Source organism: Jiangella rhizosphaerae, assembly GCF_003579925.1.
Taxonomy (GTDB): Bacteria; Actinomycetota; Actinomycetes; order Jiangellales; family Jiangellaceae; genus Jiangella; species Jiangella rhizosphaerae.
Map to the genome: position 1 here is coordinate 39134 of NZ_QUAL01000050.1, position 21606 is coordinate 60739.

The window sequence follows — 21606 nt, forward strand, 5'->3', positions numbered from 1 at the left end:
ACTCCTTCTTCAGCCGCCCGGCTGCACGAGGCCGGTCTCGTAGGCGATGACGACGGCCTGGGCGCGGTCGCGCAGGCCGAGCTTCATGAGGATGCGGCTGACGTGGGTCTTGACCGTCTGCTCGGCCAGCACGAGCGTCTCGGCGATCTCGCCGTTCGAGCGGCCGGCGGCGACGAGCTTGAGCACCTCGGTCTCGCGCGGGGTCAGGACGCGCAGCTGATCGGGCCGGGGCCGGTTCTGCTGGGGCCGGCGGGCGAAGTCGGCGATCAGCGTGCGCGTGATCGACGGCGCCAGCAGCGCGTCGCCCGCCGCCACCACCCGGACGGCGTGCACGAGGTCGGCGGCCGGCGCGTCCTTGAGCAGGAAGCCGCTGGCGCCGGCCCGCAGCGCCTCGTACACGTAGTCGTCGAGGTCGAACGTGGTGAGCATGATCACCTTGGGGTGCTGGTCGCCGGGGGCCTTGAGGATGCGGCGAGTCGCCTCCAGGCCGTCCAGCACCGGCATCCGCACGTCCATCAGCACCACGTCCGGGTGCTTGCGCCACACCGCGTCGACCGCCTCGGCCCCGTTGGCCGCGCTGCCGACCACGTCGAGGTCGTCCTGCGCGGCGAGTAGCGCCCCGAACCCCTCCCGGACCATCGCCTGGTCGTCCACGATCAGCACACGGGTGGTCATCCGGTCGGCTCCTCGGTGGTGTCGTCGTCCGTGGCGGCCCGCGGCGCGGCCAGGTAGGGGAGGACGGCGGTGACGGCGAACCCGCCGGACGCGGTGGGTCCGGCGGCCAGCGTCCCGCCCACGACGGCGGCGCGCTCGCGCATGCCGGGGAGCCCGTGTCCGTTCGCGCTGGTCGGTGCGGCCGTCTGGGCGTTTGCCCGGGTCGCCGGGGTGGTGTTGCGCACCCGCAGCTCGATCGCCTGCGCCGTGTAGGCGACGTCGACGGTGACCGCGGAGCCGGGCGCGTGGCGGACCGCGTTGGCCAGCGACTCCTGCACGATCCGGTACGCCGACAGCCCGACCGCGGCCGAGACCTCCGTCACGGGCGCGCCGGCCGTCGTCAGCTCGACCGCCACGCCGGACCGCCGCGCGCCGTCGACCAGGTCGTCGAGCTCGGCCAGCCCCGGCTGCGGCGTGAGCGCGACGGTCTCGTCGGTCCCTCGGAGCACGCCGAGCAGGCCGCGGATCTCGTCCAGCGCCTGCCGCGCCGACCCGCTGATGGAGGCGAACTCGGCGCGCGCCTCGTCGGACAGCCCGTCGATGCGGTACGGCGCGGTCTCGGCCTGCACGACGACCATCGACATGTGGTGCGCGACGACGTCGTGCAGGTCGCGGGCGATGCGGCTGCGCTCCTCGAGGACCGTGCGGCGGGCCTTCTCCAGTTCGCTGAGCTCGGTCTGCCGCTCGAGGTCGCGGCTGGTGGTGCGGCGAGCGCGGACGAGGTCGCCGATGACCGCGACCGCCGTCACCGCGACGATCATCGTGACGGCCGTGCCGGCGTTGTCGCCCGTGCCCGTGAGCATCGCCGCGACAGTGATGGCCCAGGCGCAGATCGACGTCCACCGGTCGTACCGGACGGCGACGAAGAACACTGTCGCGAGCCAGACCCACTGGAAGATCACCGGCCAGGCGCCGTCGTACTCGCCCTCGGCCGGCGGGCCCAGCAGGACCAGGACGACGCCGAGGACGGTGGCGAGGCGCCAGCCGGCCAGCGGGTACCGGTCGACCAGCCCTGCCGGCAGCGCCATCGCCAGGCCGGCGACCGGCACCAGCAGCGGGTGGATGTCGACCGACGCCTCGATGGTCGAGATGGCCGTCCAGAACGCGACGAACGCGGCCAGCCAGGGCAGGTAGCGGCGCACCCAGGGTGCGACGCCGCTCGGCTCGGCCGGTGGTCTCCAATCGGCCACGACCTGGCTGAGCCCGGCGCGCAGCAGAGCGGGCAGGTCGGCGGCCGTCACCGGCGCCTGCGCCTCGGCCGGCAGGTCGCGGACGATCGGCAGGTGCCGCGCCACCATCCCAACGACGCCGGCCGCCGTCGCGCCGACCGCCCACCCGGCCCGCAGATGGTCGGGCACCGAGACGGCGAACAGCACGGCGGTCGCGACCGTCGCCACGACCGGGACGGCGAGCTCGCCGAGCATCGTCGCCAGCCGCGGGCGCCCGTGGCCCGGGTCGCCTCGGCGGTCTGCGTCGCCGTGGGAGTTCGGCCCCGCCAGTGGCCGTAGCCCCGTCGCGACCAGCAGCGCCAGCAGCACCACACCGTGCACCGTCGGCCATGGCCACGGGTCGCCGTCGACGACCTCGTAGACGCGCGACACCAGCAGCGCCGACCCTGCCGACAGCAGCCAGCCGAGCGCCGGCAGCGTGGTGATCAGGCCGAGTGGTGCCGCCGCGGCCAGCGCGACCAGGGGCGTCGCGTTGAGCGGCAGGTCCAGCACGTCGCCGGCCGTCTGCAGGGTCACGACGAACGCCGCCGCGGCGCCGAGCCACGGCAGCCACGATGCGATGCCGCGCCGTTCGCCGTTCACGCGACTCACACTAGGGCGGCGGCCGTGAGCGCGCGTCGTACTACGGAGGTGTCCCCAGGGGATACCAGCGGGGTACCTCGAACCTGGCTCCGCAGCGTGACGATCGCCTGCGGCCGCGTTCTTAGCGTCCGGCGGCATGAGAGATCGCATCGGGCTTCTCGCGGCCGCGCTGGTGGCGTCGTTCGCCCTGACCGGGGCCGGGCAGGTGGCGACGCCGTCCGCGCCGGAGAACGAGGCCGCCGCCCACGCCGTCGCCGTCCTGACTGCCGGATCCGCCGGGCCCGGCGCACCGACCGGGACCGACGCCTCAGGTGGAGCGGGCGCGGACGCCGGCGTCTGGCGCGCCGCTGGCCCTGGTGGCGGGGCTGTCGGCGACGCGGTGGCCGCCGCCTCAGGCGGCGTGGTCGCAGGCGCCGACGCGCTGCGTGGCGTGGACGCGGGCGCCGACACGCGGTACGCCGTGGTCGCGGCGGCGCTCCCGGCCGATTTCGCCGCGGTCATGGGCTATCGCCCCGTCGCGGTGACCGACGCGGACGGCTCCGTGCACCTCACCGATCCCCACGGCAGTTGCTCATGGCTCGGCGACACCACCTACGGGTTCGGCCGTGCGTGCCGTTCGCACGATCTGGGCTACGACCTGCTCCGCTATGCGACCGAGAAGGGCGGCGAGCTGGGGCCCTGGGCGCGCCGGGCGATCGACGACCGATTCGCCGCTGACCTGCGGGCCCGCTGCGCCGAGGTGGACGGCGGCGCCGGCTGCTCGGCGCTGGCCGACGTGACCACCAGCGCGGTCGCGTTCAACTCCTGGCGGCAGGGCTACGGCACGCCCCGCACCGAGGCGGTCTGGCCGTACCTGGTGTCGGCGGCCCTCATCGTCGGTGCGGCCGCCGGCCCCTCGATCGCCAGCCGGTTTCGGCGACGGTGGTCGCGGTGAGGCCCGCCGGCGGACCGCGCCCCCGGGACGCGCCCCGCGCGGTGGTGTCGAGCGGAGCGGCGGTGTCGAGCGGGGCGGCGGTGTCGACAGGTGGCGCGCGGCTGAACGGTGCGGCGGCCGCCATGGTCGACCGATGGCGACGCTCCGGTGTCGCTGATCGTTGATGATCATGGCTGACCGCGGCCCTGCGCGGACCCCCTCGGGCGGGCCGTTCGCCCGGCCGATCACGTGCGCACGGGTGGCGTAGCGCGGCGGCGTTCCACGGGGACCTGGCGCGACGGGGCCACAGGCGTGGGCCACCGGCCGCAGACGCTCGGCGTGCGGGGGAGAGCACGTCGTGCGTCCGGCCACAGGGGCGGCGTGATGCCCCGGCCGCACCCTGCGGCAGAGCCGGGACAGAGCTCGTGGTCGTCATGGGAGGGGCACCTCCGCGGTGAGCGGTTCGGGTGCCCGGAACTCGTATTGGGCGTCGAGCGGAAGTCCGACAGTGCCGGTGGGTCGGTAGGCGAGGGTCACCGAACGGACGTCGTCGGGGACCAGAAAGGCGAGAACGTTCGAGGGCGCGGGCGGGTAGGCGGGCGTCGCCAGGCCGGCGTCGTGGGCGACGGTCCAGCTGGCGGCGGCGTCGAGCTCGGCCCGCCAGGAGGTGTTGGCGGGCTGGCGGAGGTGGTCGTCGACCCGGATGACGAGCCACGCGTGTCCCGGCGGCGCCCAGCCCTCGTAGCGATCGAACGGCGACAGGTACGCCTCGGCGACATGACCGCCGTAGCCGACGTCGAGCCCGCCGCGGGTGAGGTCGCCGGCGCCGGTGCCGAACTCGGCCTCCAGCTGCGCCTCGGTGCGGACGGCTATGGTCCGCGGCGGCCAGACCGGCACCGAGACCGGCACGCTGGTGGGCCGGTCGTACGCGACCCTGGACACCGACGACGTCACGTCGCCCGTGCGGAGGTCGAGCCGCTGGTCGACCCCGTCGACGGTGGCCACCAGGGCGGGCGCGGCGTCGTCGGCGGTCGCGGCGGCCAGCAGGTGCACCTCGGGCCGGCGGTCGCCGCAGGGCAGCTCGTCGCAGGGGAGCACCACCGGCTCGTCGACGCCCTGGCGGGTGACCGGCAGTCGTTCGGATCCGGTGTCGAGCCAGAGCGTCGTCGCGGCGTCGCGCGGCGGCTGGTCCGAACCGGTGCCGGTGAGGAACGGATCGGCCGACGGCGCGAGCGGCGGGGGAGCGGCGAGCCTGACCCGCCACACCCGCGCGACGAGACCGTCGTCGCGGGCGCTGAGGTCCCACTCGCCCGCCGCCTCCACCGTCACCGTGGCGGCCGGCGCGACCAGCCGCAGCGGCGGCGTCAACGACTCCATCCGGCCGACGTCATCGGCCGGCAGCAACACCGCCGCGCCCGGCGTGACCTCGACCGGAACCGGCCGCGAGGGCGACCCTGACCCCGTCGCGGCACCCACCTTCGCGACCGCCGGAGCGGCACCGGCCAGCGGCCCCACGTCGTCGGCGGCCGGGCGCACGCCACCCGCGCACCCGGCCACAGCCAGCACGACCATCCACAGCAGCATCCATGTCTTCACACCTCCTATGGGTCAATCGGGAAGGCCGAATGTGACAGCGGGGGCGAAGGAAATCTCGACGTGATATCTTGAAGTCAAGAGACTTCCTGTTAGGCGAGCCTCAGCGCGCCGGCGTCCCCGCCGTGCGCGACGATTGAGCGCAGCGAACCATGACGCGAGAGGTTGGGGATCGAACGTGACCAGCAAGGACAGCTTCGGTGCGAAGGGAACCCTGCAGGTCGGTGACGCCTCGTACGAGGTGTACCGGCTGGCCGCCGCGGGCGACGTGGGCCGGCTGCCGTACAGCCTGAAGATCCTGCTGGAGAACCTGCTGCGCACCGAGGACGGCGCCAACATCACCGCCGACCACGTCCGCGCACTGGTCGACTGGGACGCCGACGCGCAGCCGAACACCGAGATCCAGTTCACGCCGGCCCGCGTCGTCATGCAGGACTTCACCGGCGTGCCGTGCGTCGTCGACCTCGCCACCATGCGCGAGGCCATGAGCGACCTCGGCGGCGACCCGTCGAAGATCAACCCGCTGGCGCCCGCCGAGCTGGTCATCGACCACTCAGTCATCGCCGACGTGTTCGGCGCGCCAGACGCGTTCGTCCGCAACGTCGAGCTCGAGTACGGCCGCAACAAGGAGCGCTACCAGTTCCTGCGCTGGGGCCAGGGCGCGTTCGACGACTTCAAGGTCGTCCCGCCGGGCACCGGCATCGTGCACCAGGTGAACATCGAGCACCTGGCCCGCACCGTCTACACGAGGACACAGGGCGCGACGACCGTTGCTTATCCGGACACCTGCGTGGGCACCGACAGCCACACGACCATGGTCAACGGCCTGGGTGTGGTCGGCTGGGGCGTCGGCGGCATCGAGGCCGAGGCGGCCATGCTCGGCCAGCCGGTCAGCATGCTCATCCCGCGCGTGGTCGGCTTCAAGCTGTCCGGCAGCCTGCCCGACGGCGCCACCGCCACCGACCTCGTCCTCACCATCACCGAGATGCTGCGCAAGCACGGCGTCGTCGGCAAGTTCGTCGAGTTCTACGGCCCGGGCGTCGCCGAGGTCCCGCTGGCCAACCGCGCCACCATCGGCAACATGAGCCCCGAGTACGGCTCCACCATCGCCGTCTTCCCGATCGACGACGAGACCGTCCGCTACCTGCGCCTCACCGGCCGGTCGGACGAGCAGGTCGCGCTGGTCGAGGCGTACGCGAAGGAGCAGGGCCTCTGGCACGACCCCGCGCACGAGCCGACGTACTCCGAGTACCTCGAGCTCGACCTCGGCACCGTCGTCCCGTCCATCGCCGGCCCGAAGCGCCCGCAGGACCGCGTCTCGCTCACCGACGCGAAGACGGCGTTCCGCACCTCGCTGCGCGACTACGTGGCGCACGACGACGGCCCGCACACCAAGCTCGACGAGGCCGTCGAGGAGTCGTTCCCCGCCAGCGACCCCATCGCGGTCGGCGCCAACGGCGAGGACGAGCCGGCGCCCGCGCTGGCGTCCGCCGCCGTCAACGCCGAGGGCCGCGCGTCGGCGCCCATCACGGTGACGCTCGACGACGGCACCGAGTGCGAGATCGACCACGGCGCCGTCGTCATCGCGGCCATCACGTCCTGCACGAACACGTCGAACCCGTCGGTCATGATCGGGGCGGCGCTGCTGGCCAAGAAGGCGGTCGAGCGCGGCCTCAACCGCAAGCCGTGGGTCAAGACGACGCTCGCGCCCGGCTCGAAGGTCGTCATGGACTACTACGAGCGCGCCGGCCTGACGCCGTACCTCGAGAAGCTGGGCTTCCACCTCGTCGGATACGGCTGCACGACGTGCATCGGCAACTCCGGCCCGCTGCCCGAGGCGGTGTCGGCCGCCGTCGACCAGAACGACCTCGCCGTCGTCTCCGTCCTGTCGGGCAACCGCAACTTCGAGGGCCGCATCAACCCCGACGTCAAGATGAACTACCTGGCGTCGCCGCCGCTGGTGGTCGCGTACGCGCTGGCCGGCAGCATGGACATCGACATCACCACCGAGCCGCTGGGCACCGGCAACGACGGCGAGCCCGTCTACCTGCGCGACCTGTGGCCGTCGCCGGCGGAGATCGAGGAGGTCGTCGAGTCGGCCATCGCCAGCGAGATGTTCACCCGCGACTACGCCGACGTGTTCGCCGGCGACCAGCAGTGGCAGTCGCTGCCGACGCCGTCGGGCGACACGTTCGCCTGGGACGCCGACTCCACGTACGTGCGCAAGCCGCCGTACTTCGAGGGCATGGGCGTGACGCCGTCGCCGGTGACGGACATCTCCGGCGCGCGGGTGCTGGCCAAGCTGGGCGACTCGGTGACGACCGACCACATCAGCCCGGCGGGCGCCATCAAGGCCGACTCGCCGGCCGGGACGTACCTGTCCGAGCGCGGAGTGCAGCGGCGCGACTTCAACTCGTACGGGTCGCGGCGCGGCAACCACGAGGTGATGATCCGCGGGACGTTCGCCAACATCCGGCTGCGCAACCAGATCGCGCCGGGGACCGAGGGCGGCTTCACCAGGGACTTCACCAAGCCGGACGCGCCCGTGACGACCATCTACGACGCGTCGGTGGCTTACGCGGAGGCCGGCGTGCCGCTGGTCATCCTGGCCGGCAAGGAGTACGGCTCGGGCTCGTCGCGCGACTGGGCGGCGAAGGGGACGGCGCTGCTCGGCGTGCGCGCGGTCATCGCGGAGTCGTACGAGCGCATCCACCGGTCCAACCTGATCGGCATGGGCGTCCTGCCGCTGCAGTTCCCGGAGGGTCAGAACGCCGAGTCGCTGGGGCTGACCGGTGAGGAGACGTTCGAGATCACCGGTGTGACGGCGCTCAACGACGGCGAGACGCCCTCGACGGTGCGCGTGCGGGCCGGCGACGTCGAGTTCGACGCGGTGGTGCGCATCGACACGCCGGGGGAGGCGGACTACTACCGCCACGGCGGCATCATGCAGTTCGTGCTGCGCAGCCTGCTCTGATCGTCACCCGTCGCCGGCCGGTCTGTCGTCCACAGGCCGGCCGGCGACGTCGTGTCGTCCACATTTCCGGGTTCGGCGGTGGCGACCGCCGCTCGGATCTGTTGATCTTGGTGGCATGCGAACGCTGCCCGACGACGTCAGCCGCCTGCTCCGCGCGGGGCACGGCGTCTTCAGCGTCGCCGAAGCCGAATCGCGAGGTATCAGCAGGTCGCGGCTGGTGCGGCTGACGCGTTCCGGGCTCCTGGTCCGCCTCGCGAAGGGCGTGTACGCGGCCGCGGCCGATGACATGGGCGCCGTCGAGTGGGCGGCGTTCGCCCAGCGGTCACGTGCGTTCACGCTGGCCTGCGGCCCGCCCGCCGCGGCCGCCGGCTGGTCGGCGGTGGCGGTGCTCGGGTTGCCGGCCGTCGGCGCTCCGCCGTCCCAGCCGCTGGCGGTGGTTCCGGCCGGCGCCCGAGCACCGAGCGACAACGTCGCCGGGCGGCTCCGGCCCGTGGCGTTCCCGCCGCACCATCGCGCGTACGCCAACGGATGCCGCGTGACGTCCCTGCCACGGACCGTCGTCGACATCGCCCGGACGTCACCGCACGCCGAGGCGCTGGTGGTGGCCGACGCAGCGTTGTCCGCGGGCGTGACGGCGGCGGACCTGCGAGCGGTGGTGGAGTTCCAGACACGCTGGCGTGGAATCCGCTCCGCGGCGTTGGTGGTCGCTCAGGCCGACGGCTTCGCGGAGAGCCCGTTGGAGACGCTGGGCCGGCTGACCTTCCTCGAGCACGGACTGCCGGTGCCGGTGTCCAACGCCTGGGTCGAGGCCGGCGGACGGAGATATCGACTCGACCACCTGCTCCCCGACCGGTGGCTGGCGTTCGAAGGCGACGGGTCGTTCAAGTACGACGGCCGGTTGGACGCCGGTCGGGTCATCGCCGACCAGAGGGAACGCGAGTGGCGACTCCGTGACGCAGGCCTCGACGTCGTGCGGTACGGGTGGGAGCTCGCCCGGCACGACCGCGCGCTGCTGGCGCAGCGGTTCGCCCGGGTGATCGAGCGGTGCCCGGTGCGCCCTCGGCCGGTGCCGTGGTGGCGCGGCCAGGCGCCGCATCGTCCTGGGTCTGAGTGGCGTCCTCCGGACGAATCCGGCCGTTGAGCGCCACGCAGACCCAACACGTGACCCAGACCCAAGACGTGACGCCGGGCCCGGGGCGTCAGGGGGCGGGCGGCGGGACGGGGTCGACGCGCTCGGCGGTGTCGTCGCGGGCCCGTCGGCCGCGGCCCATGCCGATGATGCCGGCGAGGAGGACCAGCAGCGCCACCGCGCAGACCCAGGCGCCGGTCTGGATGTCGCCCGCCGACACCGACAGCGAGTCGTCGTTGGCGGACATGACGATCCACAGCACCAGCGTCGCCGCGCCGATCAGCCAGCCCAGCAACAGGACGAACCGCGACAGCAGGAGCGCGCCGACCACGCCCAGCACGCTCACCACCGCGAGTGCCAGCGCCATCGAGTTCCAGTACGACGACGGCGCACCGGAGACGGAGGTCTGGAAGAGCCGCTCGAGCGGGATCTCGGTGGCATCGCGACCGCCGTACCAGTCGAGATACGCGCTGGCCGTGACACCCAGGGCGCCGAGCACGGCGACGACGGCGCCGGCGGCACGTTGACGTGTGGTCATGTGGATCGCCTCCTCGTCGAGGGTCCAGACGACTCGTCCGCGGCCTCGCGCCGTGCGGCGCCGTCCGCCACTCCACTGTGCCACGCCCGCCGAGGCCGCGCACGTCAGAGCGGCGAAGTGCCGCCGCTCGCCCCGTGACGACGAACTCGCAGGCGGGCCGCCCAGCCGCCGCCCACGGGCCCGGCTCCGACCGGCCCGGCCGCCCAGCAGGCGCGAACCGCTCCCGCCGGACGCAGCTCGGTCAGGCCCGCCCGGCGCCGCAGGGCATCAGCTGTCGTCTCCGAACATCGACAGCGGGGCGTCGACCTCTTCCTTGCGTGGTCCCATGACGACGATGCCCACGAGGATGGCCAGCAGCCCGGCCGCGCACACCCACACGCCGGCGCCGGCACCGACGCCGGCCGGGGCGTTGTCCGTCGCGGTGCCGATGGCGCGCATCAGCCCCCAGAGCGCGAGCGTCGCGACCCCGACCATCCAGGCCAGGCCGAGCAGGAACCGGAACCGGATCAGCGCCCCGAGCGCGCCCAGCGCGCCGACGACCGCCAGCGGCGCCGCGACCGACGTCCAGTAGCCGGTCGCCAGGCCGGGCGCGCCGGTCTCGGCCAGGTGCCGGATGGGCAGGTCGTGCGGCGCGCGGCCGTCGAACCACGCGATGTACGCGCTCAGCGCGCACAGCAGGCTGCCGACTCCGGCGATGATGGAGCCGGTGGCCCGGCGTCCCAGTCGGCCGACCGGCCCCCACGCCCGTTCCTCGTGAGACACAGCGGCAGGGTAGTGGCCCGCACGGCGCGTGCTCAACAACGACACCTGAACGTGATCGAAAGCCGTTCGCCATCTAGACTCGGCAGTCAGCACCGGCGCGACTTGGAGGCGGCACGCGTGGGACTTCTCGACCGCATCAAGGACCCCCGCGATCTGCGGGCGCTGTCCGATGACGAGCTCGAGTCGCTGGCCGCGGAGATCCGCGACCGGCTGGTGGCGACCTGCGCCTCCAACGGCGGTCACCTCGGACCCAACCTCGGCGTCGTCGAGCTGACCATCGCGGCGCACCGGGTGTTCGACTCCCCGCGCGACCCCATCGTCTTCGACACCGGCCACCAGGCCTACGTGCACAAGATGCTCACCGGGCGGCACGACTTCAGCCGTCTCAAGCAGTCCGGCGGCCTGTCGGGGTACCCGAGCCGGGCCGAGAGCGAGCACGACTGGGTCGAGAACTCGCACGCCTCCACGGCGCTGTCCTATGCCGACGGCATGGCGAAGGCGTTCGCCGTGCGCGGCGAGCGCGACCGCACCGTCGTCGCGTTCATCGGCGACGGCGCCCTGACCGGCGGCATGGCCTGGGAGGCGCTGAACAACATCGCCGGCGGGCCGCAGACCGGTCCCGACCGCCGGCCGCTGGTCATCATCGTCAACGACAACGGCCGGTCGTACTCGCCGACGGTCGGCGGGCTGGCCCGGCACCTCACCGGGCTGCGCACCGACCCGCGCTACGAGCAGGCGCTCGACGTCGTCAAGCGGACGCTGGGCCGCACCGCACTGGTCGGCCAGCCGCTCTACGACGCGCTGCACGGGGTCAAGAAGGGCCTGAAGGACCTGCTGGCGCCGCAGGGCATGTTCGAGGACCTCGGCCTGAAGTACATCGGGCCCATCGACGGCCACGACCGCGCGCAGGTCGAGCAGGCGCTCACCCAGGCGAAGCGGTTCGGCGGACCCGTGCTCGTGCACTGCCTGACGCAGAAGGGGTTCGGCTACGACCCCGCCGTCCGCGACGAGGCCGACCAGATGCACAGCCCGCGGCCGTTCGATCCCGTCACCGGCGCCCCCGCCGGCAAGCCGGTGCGCGAGTGGACCGACGTGTTCAGCGACGCGCTCGTGCGTGCCGGACGCGAGCGGCCCGACGTCGTCGCCATCACGGCGGCCATGCTGGGCCCGACCGGGCTGGAGCCGTTCGCGCGCGCGTTCCCGGACCGCTGCTTCGACGTCGGCATCGCCGAGCAGCACGCGGCCACGTCCGCGGCCGGCATGGCGGCCATGGGCCTGCACCCGGTGGTCGCGGTCTACGCCACGTTCCTCAACCGCGCGTTCGACCAGGTGCTGATGGACTGCGCCCTGCACAAGGCCGGCGTGACGTTCGTCCTCGACCGCGCCGGCGTCACCGGCAACGACGGCCCGTCGCACAACGGCATGTGGGACCTGTCGATCCTGCAGGTCGTGCCGGGGCTGCGGCTGGCCGCGCCGCGCGACGGCGACCAACTGGCCGAGCAGTTCGCCGAGGCCCTCGACGTCGACGACGCGCCCACGGTCGTGCGGTTCTCCAAGGGCGCGGTCGGGCCCGACGTGCCGGCGCTGGAGCGCATCGGAGCGGTCGACGTCCTGGCCCGCGGCGAGACCCGCGACGTGCTGCTGGTCGCCGTCGGCGCCATGGGCAAGGTCGGCGTCGACACCGCGAAGCGGCTCCAGGCGCAGGGCGTCGGCGTCACCGTCGTCGACCCGCGCTGGGTGAAGCCGCTCGACGACGCGCTCGTCGAGCTCGCGCGGCGGCACCGGCTGGTGGTGACCGTCGAGGACAACGGCCGCGTCGGCGGGGTCGGCTCGGTGCTGGCCCAGGTGCTGCGCGACGCCGGCGTCACCGTCCCGCTGCGCGACTACGGGTTGCCTCAGCAGTTCCTCGACCACGCCAAGCGCGACGAGATCCTGGCCGCCGCCGGGCTGACGGCGCAGAACCTGGCGCGCGAGGTGTCCGGGCTGGTCGCGGCGCTCGACAGCACGCCGCACGACCGCACGACGACGGTGTGATCGGTGGCCACCACTCCCGCTGGACGCCGCCCCGACCCTGACTGGCTGCGGCCCGAGGCCGTCATCGCCGGGCGCCTGCTCGTCATCGGCGTGGCCGTCGCCGCCGCGATGTGGCTGGTGCTGCAGGTGCAGTTCATCGCGACGGCGGTCGTGCTGGGCTTCGCCGAGGTGGCGCTGCTGTGGCCGCTGGCCCGCTGGCTGCGCAGCAAGCGCGTGCCGGCCGTGTTCGCGGCGCTGCTGTGCGTGCTGCTGTTCCTGGCCTTCTTCGCCGGGCTGCTGGTGTTCGTCATCACCGAGGTGGTCGACTCCTGGCCGCGCATGGTCGACGCCGTCACCGGCTCGATCAACGAGATCAACGACTGGCTCGAGGGCGGGCCGTTTGGCATGGACACGCAGAGCGTCCAGGATCTCCTCGGCGAACTGCAGTCCAGGCTCGGCGACGTGCTCGGCGACGTCACGAGCGCGGCCGTGGGCGGCCTGTCGCTGGTGGGCAACTTCGCGACCGTCATCCTCATCGCCACGTTCTTCGCCATCTTCGCGCTGACCAGCGGCGACAAGCTGTGGAAGCAGTTCGTGGGCGCGCTGGCGCCGGACCACCGCGATCCGGCTGACGCCGCCTTCCGGGCGTCGATGCGCACCGCGGGCAACTGGTTCTACGCCTCGACCCTCACCGGCCTGGTCGACGGCGTGCTGATCGGCGTCGGGCTGCTGATCCTCGACGTGCCGCTGGCCGTGCCGATCGGCGCGCTGACGTTCATCATGGCCTACATCCCGCTGGTCGGCGCGACGCTGGCCGGCGCCGTCGCGGTGCTGGTGGCGCTGTTCTCCGGCGGGTTCACGACGTCCCTGTGGGCGCTGGTCATCGTCATCATCGTGCAGCAGGTCGAGGGCAACGTGCTGTCGCCGCTGCTCATGTCACGGGCGCTCAACTTCCACCCCGTCGTGACGCTGATCCTCACCACGGCGGCGGCCGCGGCGTTCGGCCTGGTCGGGCTGTTCCTCGCCGTCCCGGTGACGGGCGCCATCGTGGCGGCGGTCCTGGCCTGGCGACGAGTCACCCGGGCGCGTGAACTGACCGAGGGCGTCGTATCGCCCGGCGAGGGCGAGAAACCGCCGCCCGCGGAGGCGACCGCACCGCCCTCGGCCGACCCGCCGTCGCCGCTGCAGTCGCCGTCGCGCTAAGCGCCGATCTGTCCCGCCGCCGGCCCGCCGGGGGTGCCGGCGTCAGCTCCGGACGACGCTGGCGACGCCGGGCGGGAGGAAGCGCCGGCCGGTGGCGCGCTCGGCCACGCCGCTGCGGTCGAGGTACGGCGTGATGCCGCCCAGGTGGAACGGCCAGCCGGCGCCGAGCAGCATGCACAGGTCGATGTCCTGCGCCTCGGCGACCACGCCCTCGTCGAGCATGAGGCGGATCTCCTGGGCGACGGCGGCGAGCGCACGCTCGCGCACCTCGTCGGCCGTCAGCACCACGTCGCCCTGCTCGAACAGCGCGGCGGTCGCGTCGTCGAGGTACGGCTTGCCCTGCTCGTTCCACGACCAGATGCCGGGCTTGCCGGCCGCGACCAGCCGGCGCAGGTTCTCGGACACCGGGAAGCGGTCGGGATAGGCGTCGTGCAGGGTCTCGGCGACGTGGAGGGCGACGGCCGGGCCGACGAGCTGCAGCAGGACGAACGGCGTCATCGGCAGGCCGAGCGGGGCCAGCGCGTTGTCGGCGACCTCCAACGGCGTCCCCTCGTCGGCCGCGCGGGTGATCTCGCCGATGAACCGGGTCAGCACGCGGTTGACGACGAACGCCGGCGCGTCCTTGACCAGCACGCACGACTTCTTCAACGTCTTGCCGACCGCCAGCGCCGTCGCCAGCGTCGCGTCGTCGGTCGCCCCGGCGCGGACCACCTCGACCAGCGGCAGCACGGCCACCGGGTTGAAGAAGTGGAACCCGACGACGCGCTCCGGGTGCTGCAGGCCGGACGCCATCTCCGTCACCGACAGGGACGACGTGTTGGTCGCGAGCACGCACTCGGGGGAGACGACGGCCTCCAGCTCGGCGAAGACCTGCTGCTTGACCTTCATCTCCTCGAAGACGGCCTCGATGACGAAGTCGGCGTCGGCGAAGACGGCCTTGTCGGTCGAGCCGCTGACCAGTGCGGTCAGCCGGTTGCGCGCGTCGGGAGACAGCCGGCCCTTCGCGGCCAGCTTGTCGATCTCGGCGTGCACCCAGCCGACGCCCTTCTCGACCCGCTCGGAGTCGAGGTCGGTCAGCACGACCGGCACCTCGAGCCGGCGGACGAACAGCAGCGCCAGCTGGCTGGCCATGAGCCCGGCGCCGACGATGCCGACCTTCGTGACCGGACGGGCCAGCGCCTTGTCGGGTGCGCCGGCCGGCCGCTTGGCGCGGCGCTGGGTGAGGTCGAACGCGTAGACACCGGCACGGAGATCGTCGCCCATGATGAGGTCGCCGAGCGCCTCGTCCTCGGCGGCGAAGCCCTCCTCGCGGGTCGCCGTCCGCGCGGCGGAGATGAGCTCGAGCGCGCGGTACGGCGCGGGTGTGGCCCCGTGCAGCCGGCCGTCGGCGGCGGCGCGGCCGCGCGCGACGGCGGCCTCCCACGCGGCCTCCGACCGGTCGACGTCCGGCCGCGAGACCTCGACGTCGCCGCGCAGCACCTGCGCCGCCCAGTGCAGCGACCGCTCGAGGAAGTCGGCGCCGTCGAGCGTGACGTCGGCGATGCCGAGTTCGGCCACCTGCGGGCCGCGCAGCATGCGGTTCTGGTTGAGGGCGTTCTCGACGATGACGGTGACCGCGCGGTCGGCGCCGATGAGGTTCGGCAGCAGCCAGGCGCCGCCCCAGCCCGGGACGAGGCCCAGGAAGACCTCGGGCAGCGCGATGCCCTGCGCCGCCTTGGACACCGTCCGGTAGGTGCAGTGCAGCGCGATCTCCAGCCCGCCACCCAGCGCCAGGCCGTTGATCAGGGCGAACGTCGGCACCGGGCCGTCGGCGAGCTTGCCGAACACCCGGTGGCCGAGCTGCCCGAGCGCCACCGCCTGCGACCGCTCCGTCACCAGCGCCATGCCCTTGAGGTCGGCGCCGGCGGCCAGGATGAACGGCTTGCCGGTGACGGCGACGGCGACGACGCCCGGCTCGGCGTAGGCGGTGTCGATGGCCTTCTCCAGGCCCAGCAGCGTGGCCGGGCCGAGCGTGTTCGGCTTGGTGTGGTCGTGGCCGTTGTCGAGCGTGATCAGCGCGGCCTTGCCGGCGCCCAGCGGCAGCTCGACGAAGCGGACGTGGGAGGTGGTGACGACTTCGTCGGGGAAGACGGTGGCGAGGTCGGTGGTCATCAGGCCGCGGCCTCCTGGGCGTAGTCGGTGTGGTGGGGGTTCTCCCAGACGACGGTGCCGCCCATGCCGATGCCGATGCACATGGTGGTGACGCCGTAGCGGACCTCGGGGTGCTCCTCGAACTGGCGGGCCAGCTGGTTCATCAGCCGGACGCCGGACGAGGCGAGCGGGTGGCCGACGGCGATGGCGCCGCCGTAGGGGTTGACGCGTGGGTCGTCGTCGGCGATGCCGAAGTGGTCGAGGAAGGCCAGCACCTGCACGGCGAACGCCTCGTTGATCTCGAACAACCCGATGTCGTCGATGGTGAGGCCGGCCTTGGCGAGCGCCTTCTCCGTCGCCGGGACCGGGCCGACGCCCATGACCTCGGGCTCGACTCCGGCGAAGGAGTACGAGACCAGCCGCATCTTCGGCGTCAGCCCGAACTCGGCGGCCGCGTCGTCGCTGACCAGCAGGGCCGCCGTGGCGCCGTCGTTGAGGCCCGCGGCGTTGCCGGCGGTGACCCGGCCGTGCGGGCGGAACGGCGTCTTGAGGCCCGCGAGGTCGTCGACGGTGGTGCCGGGGCGCGGCGGCTCGTCGGCCGTCGCCAGGCCCCAGCCCTGCTCGACGCTGCGGGTGGCGACGGGGACGAGGTCGGGCTGGATCTTGCCGTCGGCGGCCGCCTTGGCGTACTTGGCCTGGCTGGCCGCGGCGAACGCGTCGGCCCGCTCCTTGGTGAGGTGCGGGAAGCGGTCGTGCAGGTTCTCGGCCGTGCTGCCCATGACCAGCGCGGACGGGTCGACCAGCTTCTCGGCGAGGATGCGCGGGTTGGGGTCGACGCCCTCGCCCATGGGGTGGCGGCCCATGTGCTCGACGCCGCCGGCGATGACGACGTCGTAGGCGCCGAACGCGATGCCGCCGGCCGTCGTCGTGACGGCCGTCATGGCGCCGGCGCACATGCGGTCGATGGCGTAGCCGGGCACCGACTTGGGCAGCCCGGCCAGCAGCGCGGCCGTCCGGCCGATGGTCAAGCCCTGGTCGCCGAGCTGCGTCGTCGCGGCGATGGCGACGTCGTCGACGCGCTCGGGCGGCAGGCTCGGGTTGCGGCGCAGCAGCTCGCGGATGCAGTTGATGACGAGATCGTCGGCGCGGGTCTCGTGGTACATGCCCTTGGGGCCGGCCTTGCCGAACGGCGTCCGGACGCCGTCGACGAACAGGACGTCGCGAACAGGCCTGGTGGAGCGTGGCACGTGGCCCTCCTCGGATCGAAGCTACCCACGAGTAACAATACTCGGTGGGTCGATGTTACGCAGTGCCTCGCGGCGTGACAACGGCGACAGCTCGGCCTCGTGCGCGGCGACGAACGCGCGCACCCAGCCGGGGTCGGTCTTGGCGTACTCGCGCAGCGCCCAGCCGATGCCCTTGCGCAGGAAGAAGTCCTTGTCAGCGGCGTTGGCCTCGACGGCCTCGGCCAGCAGCGCGGTGTCGGTCCGCGCCTTGGCGCCGATCTGGCAGATGACCGCCGCCCGACGGCGCCAGCGGTCGGCGTCGCGGGCCCACCGCCTGATCGCGCGGGCGACGGTGTCGTGGTGCAGCCGCAGGACGGGGCCGACGGAGCGGATGGCGACCTCGTCGACGTGGTCCCACCACGCGCCGGTGACGACGAGGTGGTCGTAGAGGTCGAGGGTGCCGGGCCGGGTGGCGAAGGCGGCGTACGGCTCGAGCTGCGCCAGCGTGACGGCGGCGTAGCGCTCCTCGCGGAACTGCGCGCCGTCCCAGAGCCGCAGGACCGCGGCCCGCCAGCTGTCGCCGTCGTCGAGCCGGTGCGCGGCGAAGACCGGTTTGAGCGCGGCGGTGCGGACCGGCTTGGGGACGCCGAGGAAGGGCATCTCCGACTTCATGTAGGCGCGCATCGGCTCGGCGGCCGCGGGGTCGGCGACCTCGCGCAGCGCCGTCCGGACGGCGTCGGCGAGGGCGGCGTCGGCGGTGACCATGACCGCAACGCTAGGGCGTCACAGTTCGCGTCCGTGACGGTCCTCCGCGCGGGTGGCGGCGTGTCGCGGAGGCGGGGTCGTTAGGCTGAGCCTTCACATGACCGGCTCGTACGATCTCATCGTGATCGGCGCGGGGCCCGCGGGGCTCGCCGCCGCGTGGCGGGCTGCCCAGCGCGGCATGAAGGTGGCGCTGCTCGAGCGGGCCGACCACGTGGGCGGGCTGGCCGCGTCGTTCGAGGTGGGCGGCGTGCGCGTCGATCAGGGGTCACATCGGCTCGACCCCAACACCGCGCCGGCACTCCTGCACGACCTGCGCGCCCTGCTCGGCGACGACCTCCAGCAGCGGCGGCGGAACAGCCGCATCCGGGTCGGCGACCAGTGGCTGGCGCTCCCGCTGCGGGCCGACGAGGTCGCGCGGCGGCTGCCGGCGTCGTTCCTCGCGAAGGTCGCCCGCGACTCCGCGGTGTCGCGGTTCCGTCGCGAGGAGAGCGAGACCTACGGCGGCCTGGTGCGCAGCCGCGTCGGGCCGGCGCTCTACGAGAGCGTCTACGGGCCGCTGGCCGAGAAGCTGTGGGGCATGCCGGGCGACCGCATCAGCGCCGACCAGGCGCGGCGGCAGACCGACCGGCTCGGCACCTGGCGGGTCGCGGCACGGGCGCTGCGCCGCAGCCGCACCCGCGGCACGTCGGCGACCGGCGGTGGCTACTACTACCCGCGCACCGGCTTCGGGCAGCTGGTCGAGGCGCTCGCCGACGCGGCCGTCACGGCGGGCGTCGACATCCGGTGCGAGGCCGAGGTCGACCGCGTCCGCGTCACCGAGGACGAGGTCGAGGTCAGCACCCAGGACGGCGACGTCATCACCGGCGGGCTGGTGTTCTCGACGCTGCCGCTGCCGGTGCTGGCCCGCATCGCCCGGCCGGCACCGTCGCTGACGTCCATCGAGTCGTCGGCGCGGCTGCGCTACCGCGCGATGCTGCTGGTCTACGTCGTCCACGAGGGCGGCCGGTGGAGTCCGCACGACTCCCACGACATCCCCGACCCGCGCACGCCGGTCATCCGCATCTCCGAGCCGGCGAACTACCGCGACAACCCCGCCGACCCCGCCGGCCGGTCCGTCCTGTGCGCCGAGATCCCGTGCTCCATGACCGACGACGTATGGGGGCTCGACGACGAGTCGCTGGCCGACCTCGTCGACGAGACGCTGGGGCTCACCGGGCTGCCGAAGGTCAACCGCGTCCACGTCGAGAGCCGCCGCATCGGCCAGGTGCACCCGATCTACCGGGTCGGCTACGAGCACGACCTCAGCGAGGTCGACACCTGGGCCCGCATGATCCGCCGCGTCGTCACGCTCGGCCGGCAGGGCCTGTTCGTGCTCGAGAACATCGACCAGGCGCTGCTCATGGCCTACGGCGCCGTCGACGCCATCCGCGACGACGGCCGGTTCGACCGGTACGCGTGGACGGTGGCGCGCGAGCGGTTCGCCCGCTCCGGATACACCGACGGGCTCAGCTGAGGCTCCGTAGCCCGGTTATTGGCTGGCGCCGCCGGAGCCCACGGGGCACACTGCGGCGATGCTGATCGATCACTTCCCGGTCCTCGGCCTGCGGGTGCGGACCCCCAGGCTGGAGCTGCGGTACCCCGCGCCCGACGAGCTGGCCGCGCTCGCGGACCTGGCCGTCGAGGGCATCCACGACCCGGACACGATGCCGTTCGGGAACCCGTGGACCGAGCTGCCGCCCGACCAGCTGGCCCGCCGGGTCGTCCAGCGGCACTGGAAGACGCTGTCGGAGCTCAGGCCCGATTCCTGGGCGCTGAACCTGGCCGTGTTCCTCGACGGCGTGCCGGTGGGCGTCCAGGAGGTCGAGGCCGACGACTTCGCGATCCAGCGGCAGGTCCACTCCGAGTCGTGGCTCGGGCTGCGCCACCAGGGGCAGGGCATCGGCACCGAGATGCGCGCGGCCATGCTGCACCTGGCCTTCGCCGGGCTGGGCGCCGACGAGGCGGTGTCGGTCGGCTACGTCCACAACCACGCGTCGCTGGCCGTGTCGCGCAAGCTCGGCTATGCCGAGAACGGGATCGGCCGTGGCGTGTCGCGGGGAAAGCTGGCGTTGGAGCAGCGGTTCCGGCTCAGCCGCGAAGCCTGGCAGGAGCACCGCAGTGTCGAGGCGACGATCGAGGGCCTCGAGCCCTGCCTGTCCCTGCTGGGCGCCGGAGAGGAGTGAGCGTCATGCGTCTGGAGAACGTCGAACCCGCCGATGGCCTGACGACGGACGAGTTCGTGCTCCGCCCGATCACGGTCGCCGACGTCGAGCTCGACTACGCCGCGGTCATGGAGAGCCGCGAGTACCTGCGCACCTGGGAGCAGAGCGGCTGGCCCGCGGACGACTTCACGGTGGACGGCAACCGTGCGGACCTCGAAGGGCTCGAGCAGCGGCACACCGAGCGCAAGGCCTACACCTACACGGTGCTGAACCCGGCCGGCACGGAATGTCTCGGCTGCGTCTACCTGATGCCCACCGACGCGCGGTCGTTCGCCGGGGCGCGCATCACGCCGGTCGGCGACCACCGGTGGGACGACTACGCCGCCGCGGTCTACTTCTGGGTCCGCAAGTCGCGGCTGGCCGCGCAGCTGGACCGGGTGCTGCTCGACGCCCTGCGGACCTGGCTGGCGCGCGACTGGAACCTCGGCGGGCACCTCTTCGTCACCAACGAGCAGTTCACCCAGCAGGTCGAGATGATCGGGCGGACCGACCTCGAGCTGCGGTTCGAGATCGCGGAACCGGACAAGCCCGGCCGGTACCTCGCCTACGAGTGACTCGCGGATCCTCGTGGATTCTCGCGGCCGAGGTGTCGAGAACGGGCGATCGGCTCCGTCCCAGGGTCACACGCGCCACGACAGGCCGCGGGACGACAAGGAGACCGGCATGCGCAAGCTCATCGTTCAGCAGTGGGTGACCGTCGACAACATCGCCGCGGAGGAGGACGGCGGGCTCGGCTTCGTGTCGGTCGAGCCCTTCTCGGAGAAGTCCGACCCCGTGTTCAAGGCCGCCGTCATGGGGTTCATCGACTCCGTCGACACGATGATCCTCGGCGCGACCACCTACGCCCAGTCCGTGGGCTACTGGCCGACCGCCGACGACCAGGGCGAGTACGGGCGGAAGCTCAACGGCCTCGCGAAGGTCGTCGCCTCGTCGACGCTGGCCGACGCCCCGTGGGGCGACTTTCCCGCCGCGACGGTGACGCCGGACCCGGTCGCCACCGTCCGGGAGCTCAAGCAGCAGGATGGCAAGGACCTCTGGCTGTGGGGGAGCCTCACCCTCATGCACTCGCTGCTGGACGCCGGCCTCGTCGACGAGGTCCGCATGCTGGTCTGCCCGGTGTCGCGGGGCAGGGGAACGCGCGTCTTCGAGGACGCGCACGACCTCGAGTTGGTCGAGGCGACCGCGTTCGGCAACGGCCTGGCGCTGGTGCGCTACGCGATCAGGAACGGCTGACCCGCGCGACACGCCCGCACGGCAGCTCAGGTGGCGGGCGCGTCGGCGTCGCCGTTCCCGGCCGGGGCCGGGGCCGGGGTCGGCGTGGGGTTCGCGAACGCCTCGGTGACGGCGGCCGCCGTCAGCTCGATCTGCCATTCCCGCGCCCCTCGGGAGCGGAACAGCTCGCCGACCGTCTCGGGCGTCAGCGGCGTCGGCGGCTGCCAGGCGGCCCGGCGCAGGGTGTCGGGTGTCAGCAGGTTCTCGACCGGCAGCCCGTTGGCCTCGGCGATCTCGGTGACGCGGGCGCGCGCGGCCGCCAGCCGGGCGGCGGCGTCGGGCTGGCGGGCGGCCCAGGCCCG

The 21606-nt window shown here is 73.2% G+C and carries 17 protein-coding genes and 1 pseudogene; 9 read left to right on the forward strand and 9 right to left on the reverse strand.

All coding sequences use genetic code 11. The features are described from left to right. Positions 1 to 9: 9 nt before the first annotated feature. Together DY240_RS05985 and DY240_RS32730 are read right to left on the reverse strand one after the other, a co-directional pair. Entirely contained in the window at positions 10 to 675 is a 666-nt protein-coding gene (locus tag DY240_RS05985) for a response regulator (RefSeq protein WP_119659040.1), read from the reverse strand. Beyond that, the gene (locus tag DY240_RS32730) at positions 672 to 2525 is read right to left on the reverse strand and encodes a sensor histidine kinase (protein WP_199700904.1); all 1854 of its coding nucleotides are present in this window, start codon (positions 2523 to 2525) and stop codon (positions 672 to 674) included. The genes DY240_RS05985 and DY240_RS32730 overlap by 4 nt, the downstream gene beginning before the upstream one ends. Before the next feature lie 136 nt (positions 2526 to 2661). On the opposite strand from DY240_RS32730, the gene DY240_RS32735 reads away from it, so the two are divergent. Next, positions 2662 to 3459, forward strand: a complete 798-nt coding sequence (locus DY240_RS32735; RefSeq protein ID WP_199700906.1) for a phospholipase A2 — start codon at positions 2662 to 2664, stop codon at positions 3457 to 3459. 411 nt (positions 3460 to 3870) lie between these two features. Here DY240_RS32735 and DY240_RS06000 read toward each other — a convergent pair whose 3' ends face one another. Then, complete coding sequence (locus tag DY240_RS06000) at positions 3871 to 5034, reverse strand: hypothetical protein (protein WP_147375206.1); 1164 nt, start codon at positions 5032 to 5034, stop codon at positions 3871 to 3873. A gap of 175 nt (positions 5035 to 5209) precedes the next feature. On the opposite strand from DY240_RS06000, the gene DY240_RS06005 reads away from it, so the two are divergent. After that, the gene (locus DY240_RS06005) at positions 5210 to 8005 is read left to right on the forward strand and encodes an aconitate hydratase (RefSeq protein ID WP_119659042.1); all 2796 of its coding nucleotides are present in this window, start codon (positions 5210 to 5212) and stop codon (positions 8003 to 8005) included. Positions 8006 to 8120: 115 nt separating this feature from the next. Further along, positions 8121 to 9146 carry a type IV toxin-antitoxin system AbiEi family antitoxin domain-containing protein gene (locus DY240_RS06010; RefSeq protein WP_119659043.1) on the forward strand — a complete coding sequence of 342 codons (1026 nt, stop codon included), beginning with the start codon at positions 8121 to 8123 and terminating at the stop codon, positions 9144 to 9146. Between the two features lie 58 nt (positions 9147 to 9204). On the opposite strand, the gene DY240_RS06015 is transcribed toward DY240_RS06010, so the two are convergent. Together DY240_RS06015 and DY240_RS06020 are read right to left on the reverse strand one after the other, a co-directional pair. Further along, the gene (locus DY240_RS06015; RefSeq protein ID WP_119659044.1) at positions 9205 to 9672 is read right to left on the reverse strand and encodes a hypothetical protein; all 468 of its coding nucleotides are present in this window, start codon (positions 9670 to 9672) and stop codon (positions 9205 to 9207) included. Positions 9673 to 9939: 267 nt separating this feature from the next. Then, the gene (locus DY240_RS06020; RefSeq protein WP_119659045.1) at positions 9940 to 10434 is read right to left on the reverse strand and encodes a hypothetical protein; all 495 of its coding nucleotides are present in this window, start codon (positions 10432 to 10434) and stop codon (positions 9940 to 9942) included. 117 nt (positions 10435 to 10551) lie between these two features. Here DY240_RS06020 and dxs point away from each other — a divergent pair, with 117 nt between their 5' ends. After that, complete coding sequence (gene dxs, locus DY240_RS06025; protein WP_119659046.1) at positions 10552 to 12468, forward strand: 1-deoxy-D-xylulose-5-phosphate synthase; 1917 nt, start codon at positions 10552 to 10554, stop codon at positions 12466 to 12468. 3 nt (positions 12469 to 12471) lie between these two features. Continuing rightward, positions 12472 to 13650 (forward strand): AI-2E family transporter, encoded by a 1179-nt coding sequence (locus tag DY240_RS06030; protein WP_119659047.1) that lies wholly within the window; start codon positions 12472 to 12474, stop codon positions 13648 to 13650. A gap of 42 nt (positions 13651 to 13692) precedes the next feature. Here DY240_RS06030 and DY240_RS06035 read toward each other — a convergent pair whose 3' ends face one another. From DY240_RS06035 to DY240_RS06045, 3 genes are read right to left on the reverse strand one after another with little or no spacing between them, the layout of a single operon-like run. Next, on the reverse strand, positions 13693 to 15801 hold the full coding sequence (locus DY240_RS06035; protein ID WP_119659048.1) for a 3-hydroxyacyl-CoA dehydrogenase NAD-binding domain-containing protein: 2109 nt from the start codon (positions 15799 to 15801) through the stop codon (positions 13693 to 13695). Further along, entirely contained in the window at positions 15801 to 17027 is a 1227-nt protein-coding gene (locus tag DY240_RS06040) for a thiolase family protein (RefSeq protein WP_119659049.1), read from the reverse strand. The genes DY240_RS06035 and DY240_RS06040 overlap by 1 nt, the downstream gene beginning before the upstream one ends. Positions 17028 to 17048: 21 nt before the next feature. After that, positions 17049 to 17771 carry a DNA alkylation repair protein gene (locus DY240_RS06045; RefSeq protein WP_119659050.1) on the reverse strand — a complete coding sequence of 241 codons (723 nt, stop codon included), beginning with the start codon at positions 17769 to 17771 and terminating at the stop codon, positions 17049 to 17051. Between the two features lie 97 nt (positions 17772 to 17868). Here DY240_RS06045 and DY240_RS06050 point away from each other — a divergent pair, with 97 nt between their 5' ends. From DY240_RS06050 to DY240_RS06065, 4 genes are all read left to right on the forward strand, one after another. Continuing rightward, positions 17869 to 19284, forward strand: a complete 1416-nt coding sequence (locus tag DY240_RS06050) for a protoporphyrinogen/coproporphyrinogen oxidase (protein WP_119659051.1) — start codon at positions 17869 to 17871, stop codon at positions 19282 to 19284. Between the two features lie 58 nt (positions 19285 to 19342). Continuing rightward, positions 19343 to 19993 (forward strand): GNAT family N-acetyltransferase, encoded by a 651-nt coding sequence (locus DY240_RS06055; protein WP_119659052.1) that lies wholly within the window; start codon positions 19343 to 19345, stop codon positions 19991 to 19993. 5 nt (positions 19994 to 19998) lie between these two features. Next, positions 19999 to 20586, forward strand: coding sequence for a GNAT family N-acetyltransferase (locus DY240_RS06060; protein ID WP_119659053.1), 588 nt, complete (start codon positions 19999 to 20001; stop codon positions 20584 to 20586). Positions 20587 to 20695: 109 nt separating this feature from the next. Then, a complete protein-coding gene (locus DY240_RS06065) occupies positions 20696 to 21265 on the forward strand; it encodes a dihydrofolate reductase family protein (RefSeq protein ID WP_119659054.1) in 570 nt (189 codons plus the stop codon). Between the two features lie 26 nt (positions 21266 to 21291). On the opposite strand, the pseudogene DY240_RS31710 reads toward DY240_RS06065, so the two are convergent. Continuing rightward, positions 21292 to 21606 (reverse strand): annotated as a pseudogene (locus DY240_RS31710) (ribonuclease D); the annotation flags it as partial.

Excerpts from the sequence above, each read along its gene's own strand:
- DY240_RS05985 (WP_119659040.1), bottom strand. The coding sequence starts at position 675 with ATGACCACCCGTGTGCTGATCGTGGACGACCAGGCGATGGTCCGGGAG.
- DY240_RS32735 (WP_199700906.1), top strand. The coding sequence starts at position 2,662 with ATGAGAGATCGCATCGGGCTTCTCGCGGCCGCGCTGGTGGCGTCGTTC.
- DY240_RS06010 (WP_119659043.1), top strand. The coding sequence starts at position 8,121 with ATGCGAACGCTGCCCGACGACGTCAGCCGCCTGCTCCGCGCGGGGCAC.
- DY240_RS06015 (WP_119659044.1), bottom strand. The coding sequence starts at position 9,672 with ATGACCACACGTCAACGTGCCGCCGGCGCCGTCGTCGCCGTGCTCGGC.
- DY240_RS06035 (WP_119659048.1), bottom strand. The coding sequence starts at position 15,801 with ATGACCACCGACCTCGCCACCGTCTTCCCCGACGAAGTCGTCACCACC.
- DY240_RS06045 (WP_119659050.1), bottom strand. The coding sequence starts at position 17,771 with ATGGTCACCGCCGACGCCGCCCTCGCCGACGCCGTCCGGACGGCGCTG.
- DY240_RS06050 (WP_119659051.1), top strand. The coding sequence starts at position 17,869 with ATGACCGGCTCGTACGATCTCATCGTGATCGGCGCGGGGCCCGCGGGG.
- DY240_RS06055 (WP_119659052.1), top strand. The coding sequence starts at position 19,343 with ATGCTGATCGATCACTTCCCGGTCCTCGGCCTGCGGGTGCGGACCCCC.
- DY240_RS06060 (WP_119659053.1), top strand. The coding sequence starts at position 19,999 with ATGCGTCTGGAGAACGTCGAACCCGCCGATGGCCTGACGACGGACGAG.
- DY240_RS06065 (WP_119659054.1), top strand. The coding sequence starts at position 20,696 with ATGCGCAAGCTCATCGTTCAGCAGTGGGTGACCGTCGACAACATCGCC.